The following is a 17,109-nucleotide window of genomic DNA, read 5'->3' as shown; positions in this document are numbered from 1 at the left end:
CCGGTACTACGGGCGCCTGCGTGCGGCAGGCGTCCGCAGTACCGGAGGCTTCGGTCGAAACGCCGCGCGCCATGGTGCGGACGTTTGATCAAGGGCTCTAGGTTGGGACGCGTGTCTGGACGGCTGGTGACGAGGTCCCGGCTCCGCAAGGCGGCGCCGTGGGCCGGGTTGGTTCTGCTCTGGCTCGTCGTCTCGACCACCATCGGACTGCTCGGGTTCGCGAACGACTCCGAGCGCGTCACCATCGGTGCGCACGCCGCGACCGTCTCGCCGACCTTCGACGGCCACGCCACGCTCGACCTCGGCGCCGTCCTCCCGCGTCTGCGGCTGAAGACCGACCTGCCCGCGGACCTCGGCCTCAACATCGACATCCAGGAGACGGATGCCGACAACCTCACCGAACTGCTCAACCGCGACGCCCTGATCGCCAGCCAGCCGGACGGTGAGATCGCCCGGATCCGCGAGGTGGTCCGCGAGATGGCGGTCGACAACGCGGTCGCCGGCGCCGGTTCGGGCCTGCTCGCCGCGGTCGTCGTCGCCACCGTCTGGGCGATGCTCGGGCCCCGCCGGCGCCGCGAGTTGTTCGTCCTGCTGCACAGCTCCGAACGACGCGTCCAGCACCGGGCGGTCGTCGTACTGGTCGCGATGCTGATCACCATCGCCTCGATCTTCGGCCCTGGCCGGATGCGCGCCCCCGAGGTCGCCCCGACCGAGTGGCGGCCGCTGTCCGCGCTGCTGCCCGAGCTGTCCTTCGACGAACGCCTGAGGTCGGTCGAGGTCGCCTCCGGCTTCTCCACCACCGGCGGGATCGGCGTGATCCGTACGGCGGTCGAGACGTACGAGCGGTCCACCGACTTCTACGGGCAGCTCCGCGACCGGGTCGTCCGGGTCGGCGGCCGGATCCACCAGGCGAACCCGGGGGAGACCGTCGCGCTGCTCGTCTCGGACCGGCACGACAACATCGGGATGGACCCGTTCGCCGCGGAGGTGGCGGAGGTGGCCGGGGCGAAGGTGCTGATCGACGCCGGAGACGACTCCTCCTCGGGCCAGGCCTGGGAGGTGTTCAGCATCAACTCGCTGGCGCAGCACTTCAAGGACCTCAAGGTGGTCTCGGTCGCGGGTAACCACGACGCCGGCGGCCACATCGAGGACGCGATGCGGAAGAACAAGTTCACCGTGCTCGACAGCAAGCCCGTCGAGGTCGAGGGGATCCGCTTCCTGGGCGACAGCGATCCGACCCGGACCGGGCTCGGCAGCGCCGACAGCCCGGGCGACGAGACGACCGCCGAGCAGTCCACGCGGCTGGCCGACGTGGCCTGCGAACAACCCGAGGACAAGCGGATCTCTACCATGGTCGTGCACGATCCGGCGTCGTTCGCGGACACCGCCGCCCGGGGTTGCGCGACCCTGCTGCTGTCGGGTCACCTGCACCGTCAGGTCGGGCCGGACACGAAGGTGGTGGACGGCAAGCCGGTGACCACCTTCACGAACGGGACCACCGGCGGAGCGGCGTACGCGTTCGCTCTCGGGTACACCTTGCGGCGTCCGGGCGAGGTCACGCTGATCACCTACTCACAGGGTCAGCCGATCGGTCTGCAGACCGTCACGGCCGAGCTGACCGGCGAGGTGACGGTCGGGGCGTACCGGCCGCTGTCTTCCTGACACCAATTGTTGACCGTCCAGTAGTGGAGGTGGACCAATCGTCGAGTGGTCTGTAGGAGTAGGGTTTTGTGACGTGCGTCGCGCAAAGATCGTTTGTACGCTCGGCCCGGCTACGGCCGCCCCCGAGCGCGTCCTGGAACTCGTCCAAGCAGGTATGGATGTCGCTCGGCTGAATTTGAGCCACGGCGCCCACGCCGAGCATGAGCGCATCTACCAGCGGATCCGCACTGCAGCGGCCGAGACCGGCCACAACGTCGGCATCCTCGTCGACCTGCAGGGCCCGAAGATCCGGCTGGCTGAGTTCGCCGAGGGGAAGGTCACCCTGACCTACGGCGAGCGCTTCACCATCACCACCCGGGAGGTGCCGGGTGACGTCACCATCTGCGGTACGACGTACGACGGCCTGCCGGGCGACGTCAACCCGGGTGACCAGCTGCTGATCGACGACGGCCGGATCGCCCTGGTCGCCGAGGAGGTGACCCAGACCGACGTGGTCTGCCGGGTCACCGTCGGCGGGCCGGTGTCGAACCACAAGGGCATCAACCTGCCCGGTGTCTCGGTCAGCGTGCCCGCGCTGTCCGAGAAGGACGTGGAGGACCTGCGCTGGGCCCTGCACCTGCCGGCCGACATGATCGCGCTGTCCTTCGTCCGGGACGCCTCCGACATCCAGCTGGTGCACAAGATCATGGACGAGGAAGGTCACCGGGTGCCGGTGATCGCCAAGATCGAGAAGCCGCAGGCGGTCGCCAACCTGGACGAGATCATCGAGGCCTTCGACGGCTTCATGGTCGCCCGCGGCGACCTCGGCGTGGAGCTCCCGCTGGAGGAGGTCCCGCTGGTCCAGAAGCTGATCATCGACCAGGCCCGGCTGAACGCGAAGCCGGTGATCGTCGCCACCCAGATGCTGGAGTCGATGATCTCCGCCCCGCGCCCGACCCGGGCCGAGGCGTCCGACGTGGCGAACGCGGTGCTCGACGGCGCCGACGCGGTGATGCTGTCCGGCGAGACGAGCGTCGGCCGGTTCCCGATCGAGACCGTCAAGACGATGGCCCGGATCGTGGCGTCCACCGAGCAGCACGGTCTGAGCCGGGTCAAGGAGATCGAGTGGGAGCCGCGCACCAAGGGCGGCGTGATCGCCAAGGCGGCCGCGGACGTGGCCGAGCGGATGGAGGCGAAGTACCTGGTGGCCTTCACCCAGAGCGGTGACACCGCACTCCGCCTGGCCCGCTATCGCACCGAGATCCCGGTCCTCGCCTTCACCCCGGTACCGTCGGTGAGCGCCTGGCTCAGCGTGGTCTGGGGCATCGAGACCCACATCGTCCCGACCGTCGACCACACCGACGAGATGGTCCGCCAGGTAGACCAGCGCCTCCTCGAACTGGGCAAGCTCCAGAAGGGCGACCTGGTCGTCATCGTCGCCGGCTCCCCGCCCAGCATCCCCGGCTCCACCAACGCCCTCCGAGTCCACCGCATGGGCGACGCCATCTCCGGCGCAGCCCCCGCTTACCGCGCCTGACCGCGCACCCACCCGGTTCCGTCACCCCACCAGGTGGCGGGACCTGCTGTCGGCACCCCCGCCGCATCGGCTCGTACAAGCAGCGGCGCGAGACCGCTCCCAGTCGGCCGCCGCCAGGGGGAACGTCAGCGAAGTCGCCGCTTGCGTCCGAAGAACTGCAGAGGCGTCTTGGCCACTTCTTCGGACGTAATGGACGGGTTCAGGTTCGGGTCTGCGGTATGGGCGGCGCGAAGTGGGGACCTCGGACAGGCAGTGGGGACCTCGGACACCGAATACCGTGACCCCGGTCCCCAGAAGGTGTCCTAGGTCCAGGTGTTTGGCGACGGACAAGAAGGCTGGTGGTCACGCCACTCATGGAGAGTGGCGCGGCTGACGGCGAGGCGGCTGCTGAAGGATTTCAGACTCTCGCCGACCGGCATCGCAGCCAGTGCCACCCGCCGTGTGGGGCCGTCGTACATGAAGGGAGGTTCGCACCCACAACCGACAGAACCGGTCGTTTCTGGGTGCCCTGGGTGGGACTCGAACCCACACTGGATGCTGTTTGAGAGCATGGCCTCTGCCGATTGGGCTACCAGGGCATTCCGCCGAAGATCCTAGCCCATTGGCTGGCCGGATGTTCGCCATGGGCTGGCGTTTCGCGCCGGCCCATTGCACTTCGGACAACATCACTGACTGCGAACATCTTCTTATTTTCTTGAGGTCCTGGCAAATCCGGACGCCATCGGAAAATGTCGATGGCGACGGTCAACGTGGCGCTATGCCTCGCGTCAGCTCACAGGAGACCGTCGAGTCGGCGTTGCGGATGTCCGACCAGGGCGTCAGCGACCGTGTGAACGCCGACATCCACGGGGCGGCGATCAAGACTATCCGCAAGTGGCGTCGGCTTTACCAGCGGCAGGGTCTTCCCCGACTCGGTAGTGGGTATCCGGCGACTCATTGCCCGCGCTGCGACGAGGCAGACCTGAACGGGTCGGCATACGCGCACCTGTTGGGGTGGTACCTGGGTGATGGGCACACCGCCGATGCCCGCCGAGGTGTCTATGTTCTCTCCATCTCCAACGATCCGAAGTACTCGGGGCTGTCAGACGAAATCGCCGCCACCATGCGGTTGGTCAAGCCGACGGGCAGCCCGTGTAAGCGTGGCGGCCAGGCGACGCGGATCGAGGTGCGGTGGAAGCACTGGCCATGTCTGTTCCCGCAGCACGGGCCAGGCAGGAAGCATCTACGGAAGATCGAGCTGGCCGACTGGCAGCAGGAGATAGTTGCCCGATATCCCGACCGGTTGCTTCGCGGCTTGTTCCACTCTGATGGTTGCCGCGTCACGAACTGGACGACCCGGGAGTTGAAGAGCGGGGAGATCAAGCGCTACGAGTACTTGCGATATGTCTTCGCCAACGAGTCCGAGGACATCATCGGCATCCTGACAGCTGCCCTGGATCTGCTGGAGATCCCGTGGCGGCGGCCGCGTCGGAACATGGTCGCGGTGAGTCAGCGAGCGGGGGTGGAGGCGCTGGATGGGTTTGTGGGACCCAAGAGTTGAGCGGGGTGGGCCAAGGGTTGAGCGGGGCGGGGCTGGGAGGGTGGGGATCGATATGGTGGCGGGGTGAATGCGAAGCGAGTGGTGATCGCCGAGGACGAGGCGCTGATCCGGATGGACCTGGCCGAGATGCTGGCGGAAGAGGGGTATGACGTCGTCGGGCAGGCGGGGGACGGGGAGGAGGCGATCCGGCTGGCGACCGAGCACCGGCCTGATCTGGTCATCCTGGACGTGAAGATGCCCAAGCTGGACGGGCTCAGCGCGGCGGAGAAGATCGCCGGCGAGCGGATCGCCCCGGTGCTGATGCTGACCGCGTTCTCGCAGCGTGAGCTGGTCGAGCGGGCCCGGGACGCGGGTGCGATGGCTTATCTGGTGAAACCGTTCTCCAAGGCGGATCTGCTGCCCGCGATCGAGATCGCCGCCTCCCGGTACGTCGAGCTCGCGGAGCTGGAGCGTGAGGTCGCGGACCTCGCGGAGCGGCTGGAGACGCGCAAACTGGTGGATCGCGCGAAGTCCGTGCTGCAGACGAAGTTCGGGTTGTCCGAGCCGGACTCGTTCCGGTGGATCCAGAAAACCGCCATGGACAAAAGAGTTTCGATGCGCCAGGTCGCCGAGTTGGTCGTTGACGAGGCGGGCAGTAACGACTGAGTCACTCTGTGCTCAGGGTGTACGAGCGTGCACCGGCGTCGTACAGCTGTCACTCCTGCTCATGCTGCTTACGGGGGTAACGACCTCACAACACACACAGTGTGCCGTTCGCTTGGAGAGCATCCGGAGGTCTAACCTGCGGATGCTCGCGGCAATCGCGGGAGTCCGGGGGTTTGCTCGGATTATCCAGACATGGGAGGAACAGTGCACCAGCGTTCCGTAGTACGGGTCGGCGCGTCGCTGATCGTTGCGTCGTTGGCCCTGACTGCCTGCGGTTCACGCAGCGACGACAACGCCGGCGGTGACTCTGGCGGCTCGACCAAGACCGCCAAGATCGGCGTGATCGCGCCTCTGTCAGGAGACCTGTCCGCGCTTGGCCTCGGCATCCAGCACTCGGTCGAGCTGGCCGTGAAGCAGGCGAACGACTCGAACGCGATCCCGGGCTGGAAGCTCGAGGTCGACGCGAAGGACGACGAGGCCAAGCCCGACGTCGGCAAGAACGCCGCCACCGCGCTGTCTTCGGACGCCAACGTGATCGGCGTGGTCGGCACGCTGAACACCAGCGTCAGCCAGCAGGTCCAGCCGGTGCTCGCGCCGAAGAACATCGTCCAGGTCTCGCCGGCCAACACCGGTCCCGGCCTGACCCAGGGCGCCAACTGGCAGACGGACCCGAAGCGGCCGTACCCGACGTACTTCCGTACCTGCACCACGGACGCGGTCCAGGGTCCGTTCGCTGCCCGGTACCTGTACGAGACGGCGAAGATCACCAAGGTCGCCACGATCCACGACAAGAAGGCCTACGGCCAGGGCCTGGTCGGCACCTTCACCGAGGAGTTCAAGAAGCTGGGCGGCCAGGTCACCGCGGCCGAGACCATCAACCCGGACGACTCGAACTACCAGGCCGTCCTCTCGGCGATCAAGCCGTCCGCGCCGCAGGCTCTCTACTACGGTGGTGAGTACCCGCAGGCCGGACCGCTCTCGCAGCAGATGAAGGCCGCCGGCCTCAACATCCCGCTGATGGGTGGCGACGGCATCTTCGACCCGAAGTACATCCAGCTGGGCGGCAAGACCAGCGAGACCGACCTGGCCACCTCGGTCGGCGCCCCGGTCGAGGCACTGGACTCGGCCAAGAAGTTCGTGGCGGACTACAACGCGGCCGGTTACAAGGACCCCTACGCGGCCTACGGCGGCTACTCCTACGACGCGGCCAACGCGATCATCAACGCCCTGAAGACCTCGCTGAAGGACGCCAAGGACGTCGAGTCGGCCCGCCAGGCCACGGTCGATGCCCTGGGCAAGGTTTCCTTCGACGGTGTGACCGGTAAGGTCGCCTTCGACCAGTACGGTGACACCACCTCCAAGGTCCTGACCGTCTACAAGGTTGCCTCCGGCAAGTGGGCAACCGTGGAGACCAAGGACTTCGAGTCCAAGTAGTCGACCTCATGACTCGGGGGTGGGACGCCGTCCCACCCCCGAGTCATGTCGGAACAGAGGCAGTTGGGAGGTCGACGTGGACCAGTTCTTCCAGCAGCTCGTGAACGGGCTGACTCTCGGATCGCTGTACGCCCTGATCGCGGTCGGGTACACCGTCGTCTACGGCATCGTGCAGCTCATCAACTTCGCCCACGGCGAGGTGTTCATGATCGGTGCGTTCGGCGCACTGACGACATACCTGTTGTTCTTCAACGGTGACACCAGCGTGTGGATCCTGCCGGTGATGATCATCGGCGCCATGATCGCCTCGGTGGGAACCGCCGTGGCGATGGAACGTGTCGCGTACCGTCCCCTGCGGAACGCGCCACGACTGGCGCCGCTGATCACCGCGATCGGCATCTCGGTCTTCCTGCAGGAGTTCATGCGGCTGTTCTACGAACGCCCGGGCTGGACCGTGCCGGCGATGGCCGCCCTCGCGATCGCGATCGCCTATGCGGTGGGCGCCCGGATGACGGACGTGCCGCTGAACCACCCGATCACCAAGTGGCATGACCGGTCCCCGCTGCTGGTGGCCGCCGGCGTCCCGCTGCTGATCTGGATCGGCGTCCGGCTCTCGCAGCGCGACGTCTCGTTCGTGGCCTCGGCCGGCGTCGTGGTCGGCGGCCTGATCCTCGGTACCGCGGCCGGTCTGCTGGTGGCTCGTCTGACCGCTGGGGCGGAACGTGCCCAGGTGCTGGTTCGCCCGCTCGCGGTCGTCGCGGTCGTGACGGCGGCTCTGCTCGAGGTGGCCTGGTTCATCTACAAGGACGTGCTCGCCAAGGTGGACTGGCCCAGCGCGAAGCAGCGGATCCCGTTCCCGCAGATCGACGTGGTCACCGGGCCTGCCATCGACATCGATGGTGTCACCATCCAGCGGTCGGCGATCTTCACGATCGTGGCGCTGGCGATCTGCGCGGTGCTGCTGTGGTACTTCATCAACCGGACCCGGCTGGGCCGCGGCATGCTGGCGGTGTCGCAGGATCCTGACACCGCCCGGCTGATGGGCATCAACGTCGACCGGATCATCGTGGTCGCGTTCGCGCTCGGCGCCGTGCTGGCCGCGGTCGCGGGTGTCTCGCAGGGCCTGCAGAACAACAACATCGACTTCCGGATGGGCTTCCTGGCCGGTCTGAAAGCGTTCACCGCCGCGGTGCTGGGCGGGATCGGCAACATCGCGGGCGCCGTCGTCGGTGGCCTGGTGCTTGGCGTGGTGGAGGCGATGGCCACCCAGTACATCCCCGGTCGGTTCGGTGGTGGTTCCTGGAAGGACGTCTGGGCATTCGTGATCCTGATCCTGGTGCTGGTCTTCAGGCCGCAGGGTCTTCTCGGAGCAAGGGTGGTGGACCGCGCATGAGCGACGACCTGACAACTGCGACCCGCGGGCACACGATGGCGTGGCCGCTCGGTCTGGCCGGTGTCGCGCTGGTGATCATCGGATCGTTCCTGTCGTGGAGCTACGACGGCGGGATCCTCGGCGACCTGTCGATCAACTTCTACCCTGGCTCGCTGCAGATCCTCGCGATCATCATGGCCTTGCTCGGTCTGGTGCTGCTGCTGGTGGAGAAGGGCCCGCTGCGCAAGCCGCTCGGCCAGTGGCTCGACGCCACCCTCGGCCTGCGGGCGCTCGGCATCGTGCTGACGCTGTACATGGTGCTGGTGCTGATCGCGATCTCGGTCGAGTCCGACGGCCTGATCAACGTCAACCCCGGCGGCTACATCAGCACGGTCGGCGCGATCCTCCTCCTGGTCAGCTCGCGGATGCTGCCGTTGCGGCAGTTGCGGGACCTCAGCCAGGCGAGGCTGCCCGGCTGGGCCGAGATCCTCGCCATCACGCTGATGATGGCGGCGGTCCTGTTCGGCGCGGCGTACGCGCTGGGCCTGACGGACGCCTGGGCGTTCGTGCTCTGCCTGGTCTTCATCACCGCGGTGATCGCGGTGCTGTTCCGGATCGGCGTGATGCGGTGGTTCGGACACGTCGCGCAGCGGCACAGGAAGGTGCTGACGCTGGCGGCCTTCGCGGTGGCGTTCTTCTTCCCGTTCACCCAGAAAGGGTCGGACGCGAACATGTCGATCGCGACCCAGGTGCTGATCTTCGCGGCCACCGCGATGGGCCTGAACATCGTGGTCGGCCTGGCCGGCCTGCTCGACCTCGGATATGTCGCCTTCCTCGGCTCCGGCGCCTACGTGGCCGCGATGCTGTCGACCTCGGCGTTCGCGACGATCGACTGGCACCCGCCGTTCCTGGTCGTGATGCTGCTCGGCGCCGGCACGGCGGCCACCCTGGGTCTCATCATCGGTTCGCCGACCCTGCGGGTCTCCGGTGACTACCTGGCCATCGTGACGCTGGGCTTCGGTGAGATCTTCCGGTTGACGATGTTCAACCTGGACGGCACCAACGGCCCGCTGCTGACCAACGGCCCGAACGGTATCCCGGGTATCCCGGAGCTGGAGATCGGCAGCTTCAACTTCGGTGACACGCACACCGTCGCCGGGATCGAGCTGGGCCGCTTCTCGAACTACTACTTCCTGCTGCTGCTCCTGCTCGGCTTCGTCATCCTGGTCTTCTCCCGGCTGAACGACAGCCGGATCGGCCGCGGCTGGGTGGCCATCCGCGAGGACGAGAAGGCCGCCGAGGCGATGGGCGTCAACGTCTTCGGCCTGAAGATCCTGGCCTTCGTGGTCGGCGCCTTCCTGGCCGGTCTGGCCGGCACCATCAAGGCTCACCAAGACGTTGCAGTCAGCCCGGACCAGTTCATCTTCCTGGAGTCGGCGTTCCTGCTCGCGGCGATCGTGTTGGGCGGTATGGGTACCATCGCTGGTGTCCTGCTGGGTGCGACGATCCTGAAGCTGCTGCCGGAGAAGCTGCGGTTCTTCTCGGAGTACCGGCTGTTGCTGTTCGGTCTGCTGCTGGTGCTGATGATGCGGTTCCGGCCGGAGGGCCTGGTCGCGAGCAGACGCCGGCAGCTCGAGTTCCACGAAGAGGACGAGGAGCTCGCGGTGGCCATCGAGAGCGAACTGGTCGAGGAGGCGAAATGACCGTCACCGACACGACTGCGACGCCGGCCCCGGTTTTCGGCGCACCGGTGCTGGAGGCTTCCGGGGTGACCATGCGATTCGGTGGTCTGCTGGCGGTCAACGACGTCAACCTGACCGTCCACGAGGGCGAGATCGTCGGTCTGATCGGCCCGAACGGGGCCGGCAAGACGACCTTCTTCAACTGCCTCACCGGTCTCTACAAGCCGACGGCCGGCCAGGTCCGCTTCGCCGGCGCTCCGTTGCAGCCGAAGCCGCGAGCGGTCGTCCAGGCGGGGATGGCGCGGACGTTCCAGAACATCCGGCTGTTCGCCAACATGACGGCGCTGGAGAACGTGATGGTGGGCCGGTACTGCCGGACCTCCTCCGGCGCGTTCACGTCGGTCCTGCGCGGACCGAAGTTCCGGCGCGAGGAGGCGGCCACCCGGACCCGGGCGCAGGAATTGCTGGACTTCGTCGGCCTCGGCCGGTCGACCGAGCACCTGGCCCGGAACATGCCGTACGGCGACCAGCGGCGGCTCGAGATCGCCCGGGCGCTGGCCACCGACCCGAAGCTCATCCTGCTGGACGAGCCGACGGCCGGTATGAACCCGCTGGAGACCCGGCAGGCCAGTGACCTGATCTTCAAGATCCGGGAGTCCGGCCTGTCGGTCGTGGTGATCGAGCACGACATGCGCTTCATCTTCAACCTGTGCGACCGGGTGCTGTGCCTGGTCCGCGGGGAGGCGCTGGTCGAGGGAACCCCCGGCGAGGTGCAGTCCGACCCGCGGGTGATCGAGGCCTACATCGGCACCGGTGAGGAGGACGAGGACGAGGCCGGCACCGGCAGCGCCGACGTCCAGGACGCCACGATGGCCGAGGAGGAGGAGGGCAAGTCATGACCGCGATGCTCGAGATCAAGGACCTGGAAGTTGCCTACGGCAAGATCGTTGCCGTCAAGAAGATCAGCTTCTCGGTCGAGCAGGGCCAGGTCGTCTCGCTGATCGGCACGAACGGCGCCGGCAAGACGACCACGCTGCGAACCATCTCCGGGCTGCTCCGGCCGACCCACGGCGAGATCCTGTTCCAGGGCCAGCGGATCGACCAGGCGCAGGCCCACGACATCGTCACGATGGGGCTGGCGCACTGCCCGGAGGGCCGGAAGATCTTTCCCCGGCTGTCGGTCGAGGAGAACCTGCGGCTCGGGGCGTTCGCGCGCAACGACCATTCGGCGGTCCGGACCGACCTGGACGCGGCGTACGAGCTGTTCCCGATCCTGGGGGAGCGGCGCAAGCAGCCGGCCGGCACGTTCTCCGGTGGTGAGCAGCAGATGCTGGCGATGGGCCGGGCGATGATGAGCCGGCCCAAGCTGATGATGCTGGACGAGCCCTCGATGGGCCTGTCGCCGATCATGATGAAACGGATCATGTCGACCGTCAGCGAACTGCAGAAGCAGGGCACCACGATCCTGCTGGTCGAGCAGAACGCCCAGGCTGCCTTGAAGCGGGCGGACTTCGGCTACGTGCTGGAGGTCGGCAAGATCGTCCTGTCCGGCACCGGCCGCGACCTGCTCACCAACGACGAGGTCCGCAAGGCCTACCTCGGCGAGGACTGAGCCACAGCGTCAACGGAAGAGCCCCGGCCGGACCCGGCCGGGGCTCCTTGCGTGCGGCAACGACTCCTGCTTTCAGCGTCTGATCACGACGAGCAGTTGGACCAGCAGGGGAGCGACGATCAGGGCCGGCAGGAGGTCCGCTACGGCGATCTGCTTGATCTTCAGCAGGCGGAGGGCCACGCCGACCAGCAGCAGGCCGCCAGTCGCCCCCAGAGCCGTTACGTGGGCATCTGGGAGCACATCGCCCAGCAGAGCACCCACTCCCGTCATCAACCCCTGAACGACGAGCACGACAAGGGCGGAGGCCGCGACGCCCCAGCCGAGTGAAGCGGCGAAGGCGATCGACGCGAAGCCGTCCAGCACCGACTTGAGGAGGAGTTGGTCCGCACCTCGGCCCAAACCGTCCGACAACGCGCCCAGGAACGTCAATGGGCCGACACAGAAGACCATCGACGCGGTGACGAAGCCTTCGACGAAGGTGCTCTCGCCGTCGCCTCTGCTGAACCGGTGCTGCAGCCAGGCGCCGAAACCCTCCAGCCGCTGCTCGATCCGAAGGATCGAACCGATGATGCCGCCGATCAGCATCGCGCCCAGGACGATCAGCACCGGAGCGCTGTCGCCGACCGCCGCGCCGAGCACCTCGTCGCCGACCGCGAGGGCCGAGGTGATCGCGATCAGCAGCGTCACCAGGCCGAGCGCGTCGGTGACCAGATCACGCGTCCGCTGACTCAAACGATGGCCGACGAGCACGCCGAGTACCGAGCCGACGAGGACCGCCGCGACGTTGACGACGGTGCCGATTCCGATGAACAAACCCTGGTCTCCGATCGCCGGCCGTGACGGCCGGTGTGGCGGTCGTGTGGAGGGCGAGTCACTGCTTTGCAAGTGACCCCGGAAGCCCTACTGTTGCGCGGGGATGAGCGTATCGGCTCGTCTGTTCACCTCGGGGGTGGATCAGAATCTAGGAGGGGCCGACGTGGCACCAGTCATCGAGGTGCGCGACGCCCGTCCCGACGACGCCGACACTTTGGTGATGCTCTGGCGTGAGCTGGCGACCGGTACCGGGCACCAGGCCCGGCTGCTGGCGGCGCCGTCCGCTGAGTCCGCCCGGGCCGCGGTGGCGAGACATCGGGACGATCCGTCGGGCCGGCTCATCGTCGGCGAGATCGACGGCGTGCTGGGCGGGATGGCTTATCTGCGGCAGACGCCGCTCAGCCCGCTGCACGACGAGATCACCGTGATGGTGGAGTACCTGCACGTCAGCGACCATGCCCGCCGGCACGGCCTGGGCAAGGCCCTGATGGCGGAGGCCGCGGCGTGGGCCGAGCACGGGAGTTGCCCGCACCTGGCGGTGCTCGCCCCACCGGTCGCGCGGGAAGCGAACAGGTTCCTTGCGCGGTTGGGACTCGGACAGGCCGGGATGGTGCGATTCGCGACCACCCACACTGTTCGCCGTCGCCTGGCCGCGGAGCACGCGCCGAACATGCTCGGCCTGCTCTCGTCGCGGCGCTCGGTGATCGCCCGCCGGGCCCAGTTGCCCCGCTCGCCGCTGATCGAGGACCCGTCGTACGCCGACGCGTCGTACCAGGATCCGTCGTACGACGAGGCGCAGTACGAGGACCAGCAGTACGACGGTCCGCAGTACGGGGCGAACGGGTTCGACGATCCGGCCTACGAGAAGCTGGAGGAGCTCAGGCTCCCGGCGGAACCTGAATCAGCTGGCACGTGATCCGGGCGGTGCAAACGCGCTTCTCGCGCTCGTCGGTGATCACGATCTCGTACGACGTGGTCGTGCGGCCGAGGTAGATCGGGGTGGCGACGCCGGTGACGACGCCTTCGCGGACGGCGCGGTGGTGGGTGGCGTTGATGTCGACGCCGACCGCGACCTTGCCGTAGCCGGCGGCGTGCAGCGCCGAGCCGATGGAGCCGAGGCTCTCCGCGAGCACGCAGGAGGCGCCGCCGTGCAGCAGCCCGTAGGGCTGGACGTTGCCCTTCACCGGCATCGTCGCGACGACCCGCTCGGGGCTCGCCTCGGTGACAACGATGCCCATCAGCTCGAGCAGCGTGCCCTCGGTCGCCATGCCCGCCGGAAGCTCCGCCGCGGCCTTCTCGTCACTCACAGCGGTCTCCTCCGGGTCGCACGACGTGTCGCTTGGAAGACTACGTGAGCACCCGCGCGGGCGTGTCAGAACTGTCGGCGGGACCGAGTGCCCCTCGCCGACAATTCCCGCTCGCTGGCAGGCGCCCAGGCGGGCACCTCGCGGCGTTGGAGGAAGAGTCACGATGAACCCCGCATCGAGACTCTTCCTCCGCCTTGCGATGCACCCACCTGGACACCTGCCAGCGTTGCGGGAATTGTCGGCGAGGGGCACTAGAGTCGGTACGTGGCTCCTGAAACAGACTCCTCGACGATGACCAAGGACCCGGGCACGGTGGCCGGTGACGCCGGCGGACGGCCGCGGATCCTGCTGCTGGACGGGCACTCGCTCGCCTACCGGGCGTTCTTCGCGCTGCCGGTGGAGAACTTCTCCACCACCACGGGTCAGCACACCAACGCGGTGTACGGGTTCACCTCGATGCTGATCAACATGCTGCGCGACGAGCAGCCGACGCACATCTGCGTGGCGTTCGACGTGTCCCGCAAGACCTTCCGCTCCGAGCAGTACACGGAGTACAAGGCCGGCCGGTCGAAGTCACCGGACGAGTTCAAGGGACAGGTCTCGCTGGTCAAGGAGGTGCTGGAGGCGCTGCGCATCCCGACCACCGAGATCGACGGGTGGGAGGCCGACGACATCATCGCGACCCTGGCCACCCAGGCCGACGAGCAGGGTTTCGAGGTGCTGATCAGCAGCGGCGACCGCGACTCGTTCCAGCTGATCAACGACAACATCACCGTGCTCTACCCCAAGCGCGGCGTCTCCGAGATCGCCCGGATGGACCCGGCGGCCGTCGAGGCGAAGTACGGCATCCCGCCCCGGCTGTATCCGGATCTGGCCGCGCTGGTGGGGGAGAAGAGCGACAACCTGCCCGGCGTCCCGGGGGTCGGCGACAAGACCGCGGCGAAGTGGCTGAACCAGTTCGGCTCGCTGAACGACGTGATCGACCGGGTCAACGAGATCAAGGGCAAGGCCGGGGAGTCCCTGCGCGAGCACCTGTCCGACGTGATCCGGAACCGGCAGATCAACGAACTGGTCCGCGACCTGACCCTGGACGTGGCGGTCGACGACCTGGTCCGGCACCCGTGGGACCGGGACAAGGTGCACACGCTGTTCGACAGCCTGGAGTTCCGCGTACTGCGTGAGCGGCTGGTCGCCGAGCACGAGCAGGTCGAGGAGACGATCGAGGAGGGCTTCGACCTCGAGGGCTCCCAGCTGAAGCCGGGAGAGCTTGCCGCCTGGCTCAAGGAGCACGTCTCCACGGGCGCGCGGACCGGTGTCGCGGTGCAGGGCAGCTGGGGCCGGGGGACCGGTGAGATCACCGGCCTCGCGCTGGCCACCTCAACTGGCGCGGCCGCCTGGTTCGACCCGACCACGCTGACGCCGGACGACGACTCCGCCTGGCAGGCCTGGCTCGCGGATCCCGAGCAGCCGAAGGCGCTGCAGGACGCGAAGGGCCCCCTGCTCGGTTTCCTCGAGCGCGGCTGGACGCTGGGCGGCCTCACCTCGGACACCCAGTTGAGCGCGTACCTGGTCCGCCCGGACCAGCGGTCGTACGACCTCGCCGACCTGACGGTGCGTTACCTGCGGCGGGAACTGCGCAACGAGGAGGCCGACAACGGCCAGCTCAGCTTCGACGACATCGAGGGCGGCCCGGCCGCGGACGCGACGATGCTGCGCGCGCGGGCGATCGCCGACCTCGCCGACACCCTCGACGCCGAGCTGGACAAGCAGGCCGGTACTGCGCTGCTGGCGGACGTGGAGCTGCCGCTGATCGACGTGATCGCCGGGATGGAGCGGGACGGGATCGCCGTCGACCGGCCGTACCTGGAGGAGCTCGAGGAGCGGTTCGCGACCGGCGTCCGGGAGGCGGCCACCGCGGCGTACGAGGTGATCGGCAAGGAGATCAACCTCGGCTCGCCGAAGCAGTTGCAGGTAGTGCTGTTCGACGAGTTGCAGATGCCGAAGACCAAGCGCACCAAGACCGGGTACACCACGGACGCGGACTCGCTGCAGTCGCTGTACGAGAAGACCGAGCACCCGTTCCTGGCCTACCTGCTCGCGCACCGGGACGCGACCCGGCTGCGGCAGACCGTCGAGGGGCTGCTGAAGACGATCAGCCCGACGGACGCGCGGATCCACACCACGTTCAACCAGACGATCGCGGCGACCGGGCGGCTCAGCTCGACCGACCCGAACCTGCAGAACATCCCGATCCGGACCGAGGAGGGCCGCCGGATCCGCGAGGCGTTCATGGTCGGCGACGGGTTCGAGGCGCTGATGTCGGCCGACTACAGCCAGATCGAGATGCGGATCATGGCGCACGTGTCGGAGGACCAGGGCCTGATCGACGCCTTCAACTCCGGGATGGACTTCCACTCGGTGACCGCCGCACGGGTCTTCTCGGTGGAGCCTGCCGAGGTGACGCAGGAGATGCGCGCCAAGATCAAGGCGATGAACTACGGCCTGGCGTACGGGCTGTCGGCGTACGGGCTGAGCCAGCAGCTGAAGATCGGGGTGGACGAGGCCAAGGGTCTGATGGACGAGTACTTCGAGCGCTTCGGCGGCGTCCGCGACTACCTGCGCAGCATCGTCGGCGAGGCGAGCAAGAGCGGGTACACCGAGACCATCCTCGGCCGCCGGCGCTACCTGCCGGACCTCACCAGCGACAACCGCCAGCGCCGCGAGATGGCCGAGCGGATGGCGCTGAACGCCCCGATCCAGGGATCGGCCGCGGACGTGATCAAGATGGCGATGCTCAAGGTGGACGCGTCCCTGCGCTCCTCCGGCCTCAAGTCACGGATGCTCCTGCAGGTCCACGACGAACTGGTCTTCGAGATCGCCCCGGGGGAGCGGGAGGCGCTGGAGGAACTGGTCCGCCGCGACATGGGCGCAGCGGTCGAGATGGCTGTCCCCCTGGACGTCTCCGTCGGCGTCGGCCGCACCTGGCACGAAGCCGCCCACTAGTCAGCGGGCGAACAGCGGTGGTTCGTCGGCCTTGCGTGCGTTGGCGAGGTAGGTGAGTTCGCGGTCCGTGAGTTCCGGGAGGTCGTCGAGGGAGTACCAGGCGACCTCCAGGGACTCGTCGTCGTTCACGCGCGCCTCGCCGCGGATCGGCCGGCAGCGGAAGCAGAAATCCAGGAACTGGACCTGGTCGCCGTTCGGGTAGGACGACGGCGGCAGCGCCTCGATGCTCACCAGCCGGACGATCTCGGACTCGACCGCGGTCTCCTCCTCGATCTCCCGGAGCAGCCCGAGCGCGGGTTGCTCGCCGGGCTCGAGAATGCCCGCGGGCAGGGACCAGCGGCCGGTGTCGGCCCGGCGTACCAGCAGGACGCGCTCGTCGTCGTCCAGCACGACCGCGGTGATCCCGGTCAGCCAGAGCAGATCGTGCCCGACCTTCTTGCGCAGCTCGAGGATGAACTCCGGAGTCGCCATAACCGCGACCCTATGTGACAGCCTGAGCGCGCCGCCGACCGCATCCGGCCGA

At 67.7% G+C, this 17,109-nt stretch carries 14 protein-coding genes and 1 tRNA gene; 11 read left to right on the top strand and 4 right to left on the bottom strand.

Annotated features, from left to right (window positions below):
- The first annotated feature begins 111 nt into the window (after positions 1 to 111).
- Both EV644_RS05775 and pyk read left to right on the top strand, forming a co-directional pair.
- A complete protein-coding gene (locus tag EV644_RS05775; RefSeq protein WP_241998030.1) occupies positions 112 to 1,662 on the top strand; it encodes a metallophosphoesterase family protein in 1,551 nt (516 codons plus the stop codon).
- A 73-nt stretch (positions 1,663 to 1,735) separates the two neighbouring features.
- On the top strand, positions 1,736 to 3,178 hold the full coding sequence (gene pyk / locus EV644_RS05770) for a pyruvate kinase (protein ID WP_132188208.1): 1,443 nt from the start codon (positions 1,736 to 1,738) through the stop codon (positions 3,176 to 3,178).
- Positions 3,179 to 3,682: 504 nt separating this feature from the next.
- Here pyk and EV644_RS05765 read toward each other — a convergent pair.
- Positions 3,683 to 3,756: transfer RNA gene (locus EV644_RS05765), tRNA-Leu, on the bottom strand.
- A 35-nt stretch (positions 3,757 to 3,791) separates the two neighbouring features.
- On the opposite strand from EV644_RS05765, the gene EV644_RS05760 reads away from it, so the two are divergent.
- The 7 genes from EV644_RS05760 to EV644_RS05725 all read left to right on the top strand — a co-directional run bounded on the left by EV644_RS05760 (position 3,792) and on the right by EV644_RS05725 (position 11,463).
- A complete protein-coding gene (locus EV644_RS05760; protein ID WP_241998031.1) occupies positions 3,792 to 4,718 on the top strand; it encodes a transcriptional regulator in 927 nt (308 codons plus the stop codon).
- A 63-nt stretch (positions 4,719 to 4,781) separates the two neighbouring features.
- A complete protein-coding gene (locus EV644_RS05755) occupies positions 4,782 to 5,363 on the top strand; it encodes an ANTAR domain-containing response regulator (protein WP_132188209.1) in 582 nt (193 codons plus the stop codon).
- A gap of 192 nt (positions 5,364 to 5,555) precedes the next feature.
- Positions 5,556 to 6,797, top strand: a complete 1,242-nt coding sequence (locus EV644_RS05750; protein WP_241998032.1) for a branched-chain amino acid ABC transporter substrate-binding protein — start codon at positions 5,556 to 5,558, stop codon at positions 6,795 to 6,797.
- Between the two features lie 76 nt (positions 6,798 to 6,873).
- Positions 6,874 to 8,190, top strand: a complete 1,317-nt coding sequence (locus tag EV644_RS46065) for a branched-chain amino acid ABC transporter permease (RefSeq protein ID WP_241998033.1) — start codon at positions 6,874 to 6,876, stop codon at positions 8,188 to 8,190.
- Entirely contained in the window at positions 8,187 to 9,872 is a 1,686-nt protein-coding gene (locus EV644_RS05735; RefSeq protein WP_132188210.1) for a branched-chain amino acid ABC transporter permease, read from the top strand. The genes EV644_RS46065 and EV644_RS05735 overlap by 4 nt, the downstream gene beginning before the upstream one ends.
- Positions 9,869 to 10,750, top strand: coding sequence for an ABC transporter ATP-binding protein (locus EV644_RS05730; protein ID WP_132188211.1), 882 nt, complete (start codon positions 9,869 to 9,871; stop codon positions 10,748 to 10,750). The genes EV644_RS05735 and EV644_RS05730 overlap by 4 nt, the downstream gene beginning before the upstream one ends.
- Positions 10,747 to 11,463 carry an ABC transporter ATP-binding protein gene (locus EV644_RS05725; protein WP_132188212.1) on the top strand — a complete coding sequence of 239 codons (717 nt, stop codon included), beginning with the start codon at positions 10,747 to 10,749 and terminating at the stop codon, positions 11,461 to 11,463. Before EV644_RS05730 ends, EV644_RS05725 begins: the two co-directional genes overlap by 4 nt.
- A gap of 72 nt (positions 11,464 to 11,535) precedes the next feature.
- Here EV644_RS05725 and EV644_RS05720 read toward each other — a convergent pair whose 3' ends face one another.
- Entirely contained in the window at positions 11,536 to 12,276 is a 741-nt protein-coding gene (locus tag EV644_RS05720; RefSeq protein WP_132188213.1) for a DUF554 domain-containing protein, read from the bottom strand.
- Between the two features lie 163 nt (positions 12,277 to 12,439).
- Between EV644_RS05720 and EV644_RS05715 the strand changes: the two genes are divergently transcribed.
- Positions 12,440 to 13,192 (top strand): GNAT family N-acetyltransferase, encoded by a 753-nt coding sequence (locus EV644_RS05715; RefSeq protein ID WP_132188214.1) that lies wholly within the window; start codon positions 12,440 to 12,442, stop codon positions 13,190 to 13,192.
- On the opposite strand, the gene EV644_RS05710 is transcribed toward EV644_RS05715, so the two are convergent.
- Positions 13,155 to 13,583, bottom strand: a complete 429-nt coding sequence (locus EV644_RS05710; RefSeq protein WP_132188215.1) for a hotdog fold thioesterase — start codon at positions 13,581 to 13,583, stop codon at positions 13,155 to 13,157. The genes EV644_RS05715 and EV644_RS05710 overlap by 38 nt on opposite strands.
- Positions 13,584 to 13,874: 291 nt before the next feature.
- Between EV644_RS05710 and polA the strand changes: the two genes are divergently transcribed.
- Positions 13,875 to 16,586 (top strand): DNA polymerase I, encoded by a 2,712-nt coding sequence (gene polA, locus EV644_RS05705; RefSeq protein ID WP_132188360.1) that lies wholly within the window; start codon positions 13,875 to 13,877, stop codon positions 16,584 to 16,586.
- Here polA and EV644_RS05700 read toward each other — a convergent pair whose 3' ends face one another.
- A complete protein-coding gene (locus EV644_RS05700; RefSeq protein WP_132188216.1) occupies positions 16,587 to 17,057 on the bottom strand; it encodes an NUDIX hydrolase in 471 nt (156 codons plus the stop codon). It abuts the gene before it with no gap.
- Between the last annotated feature and the right edge of the window lie 52 nt (positions 17,058 to 17,109).

The organism is Kribbella orskensis (assembly GCF_004342085.1).
Classification (GTDB): Bacteria; Actinomycetota; Actinomycetes; order Propionibacteriales; family Kribbellaceae; genus Kribbella; species Kribbella orskensis.
This window is presented reverse-complemented; position numbering and strand designations above follow the sequence as displayed.

What these genes read in the sequence shown, in the direction of transcription:
- EV644_RS05700 (WP_132188216.1), bottom strand. Translation starts at nt 17,057, where the DNA reads ATGGCGACTCCGGAGTTCATCCTCGAGCTGCGCAAGAAGGTCGGGCAC.
- polA (WP_132188360.1), top strand. Translation starts at nt 13,875, where the DNA reads ATGACCAAGGACCCGGGCACGGTGGCCGGTGACGCCGGCGGACGGCCG.
- EV644_RS05750 (WP_241998032.1), top strand. Translation starts at nt 5,556, where the DNA reads ATGGGAGGAACAGTGCACCAGCGTTCCGTAGTACGGGTCGGCGCGTCG.
- EV644_RS05735 (WP_132188210.1), top strand. Translation starts at nt 8,187, where the DNA reads ATGAGCGACGACCTGACAACTGCGACCCGCGGGCACACGATGGCGTGG.
- EV644_RS05725 (WP_132188212.1), top strand. Translation starts at nt 10,747, where the DNA reads ATGACCGCGATGCTCGAGATCAAGGACCTGGAAGTTGCCTACGGCAAG.
- EV644_RS05730 (WP_132188211.1), top strand. Translation starts at nt 9,869, where the DNA reads ATGACCGTCACCGACACGACTGCGACGCCGGCCCCGGTTTTCGGCGCA.
- EV644_RS05760 (WP_241998031.1), top strand. Translation starts at nt 3,792, where the DNA reads ATGTTCGCCATGGGCTGGCGTTTCGCGCCGGCCCATTGCACTTCGGAC.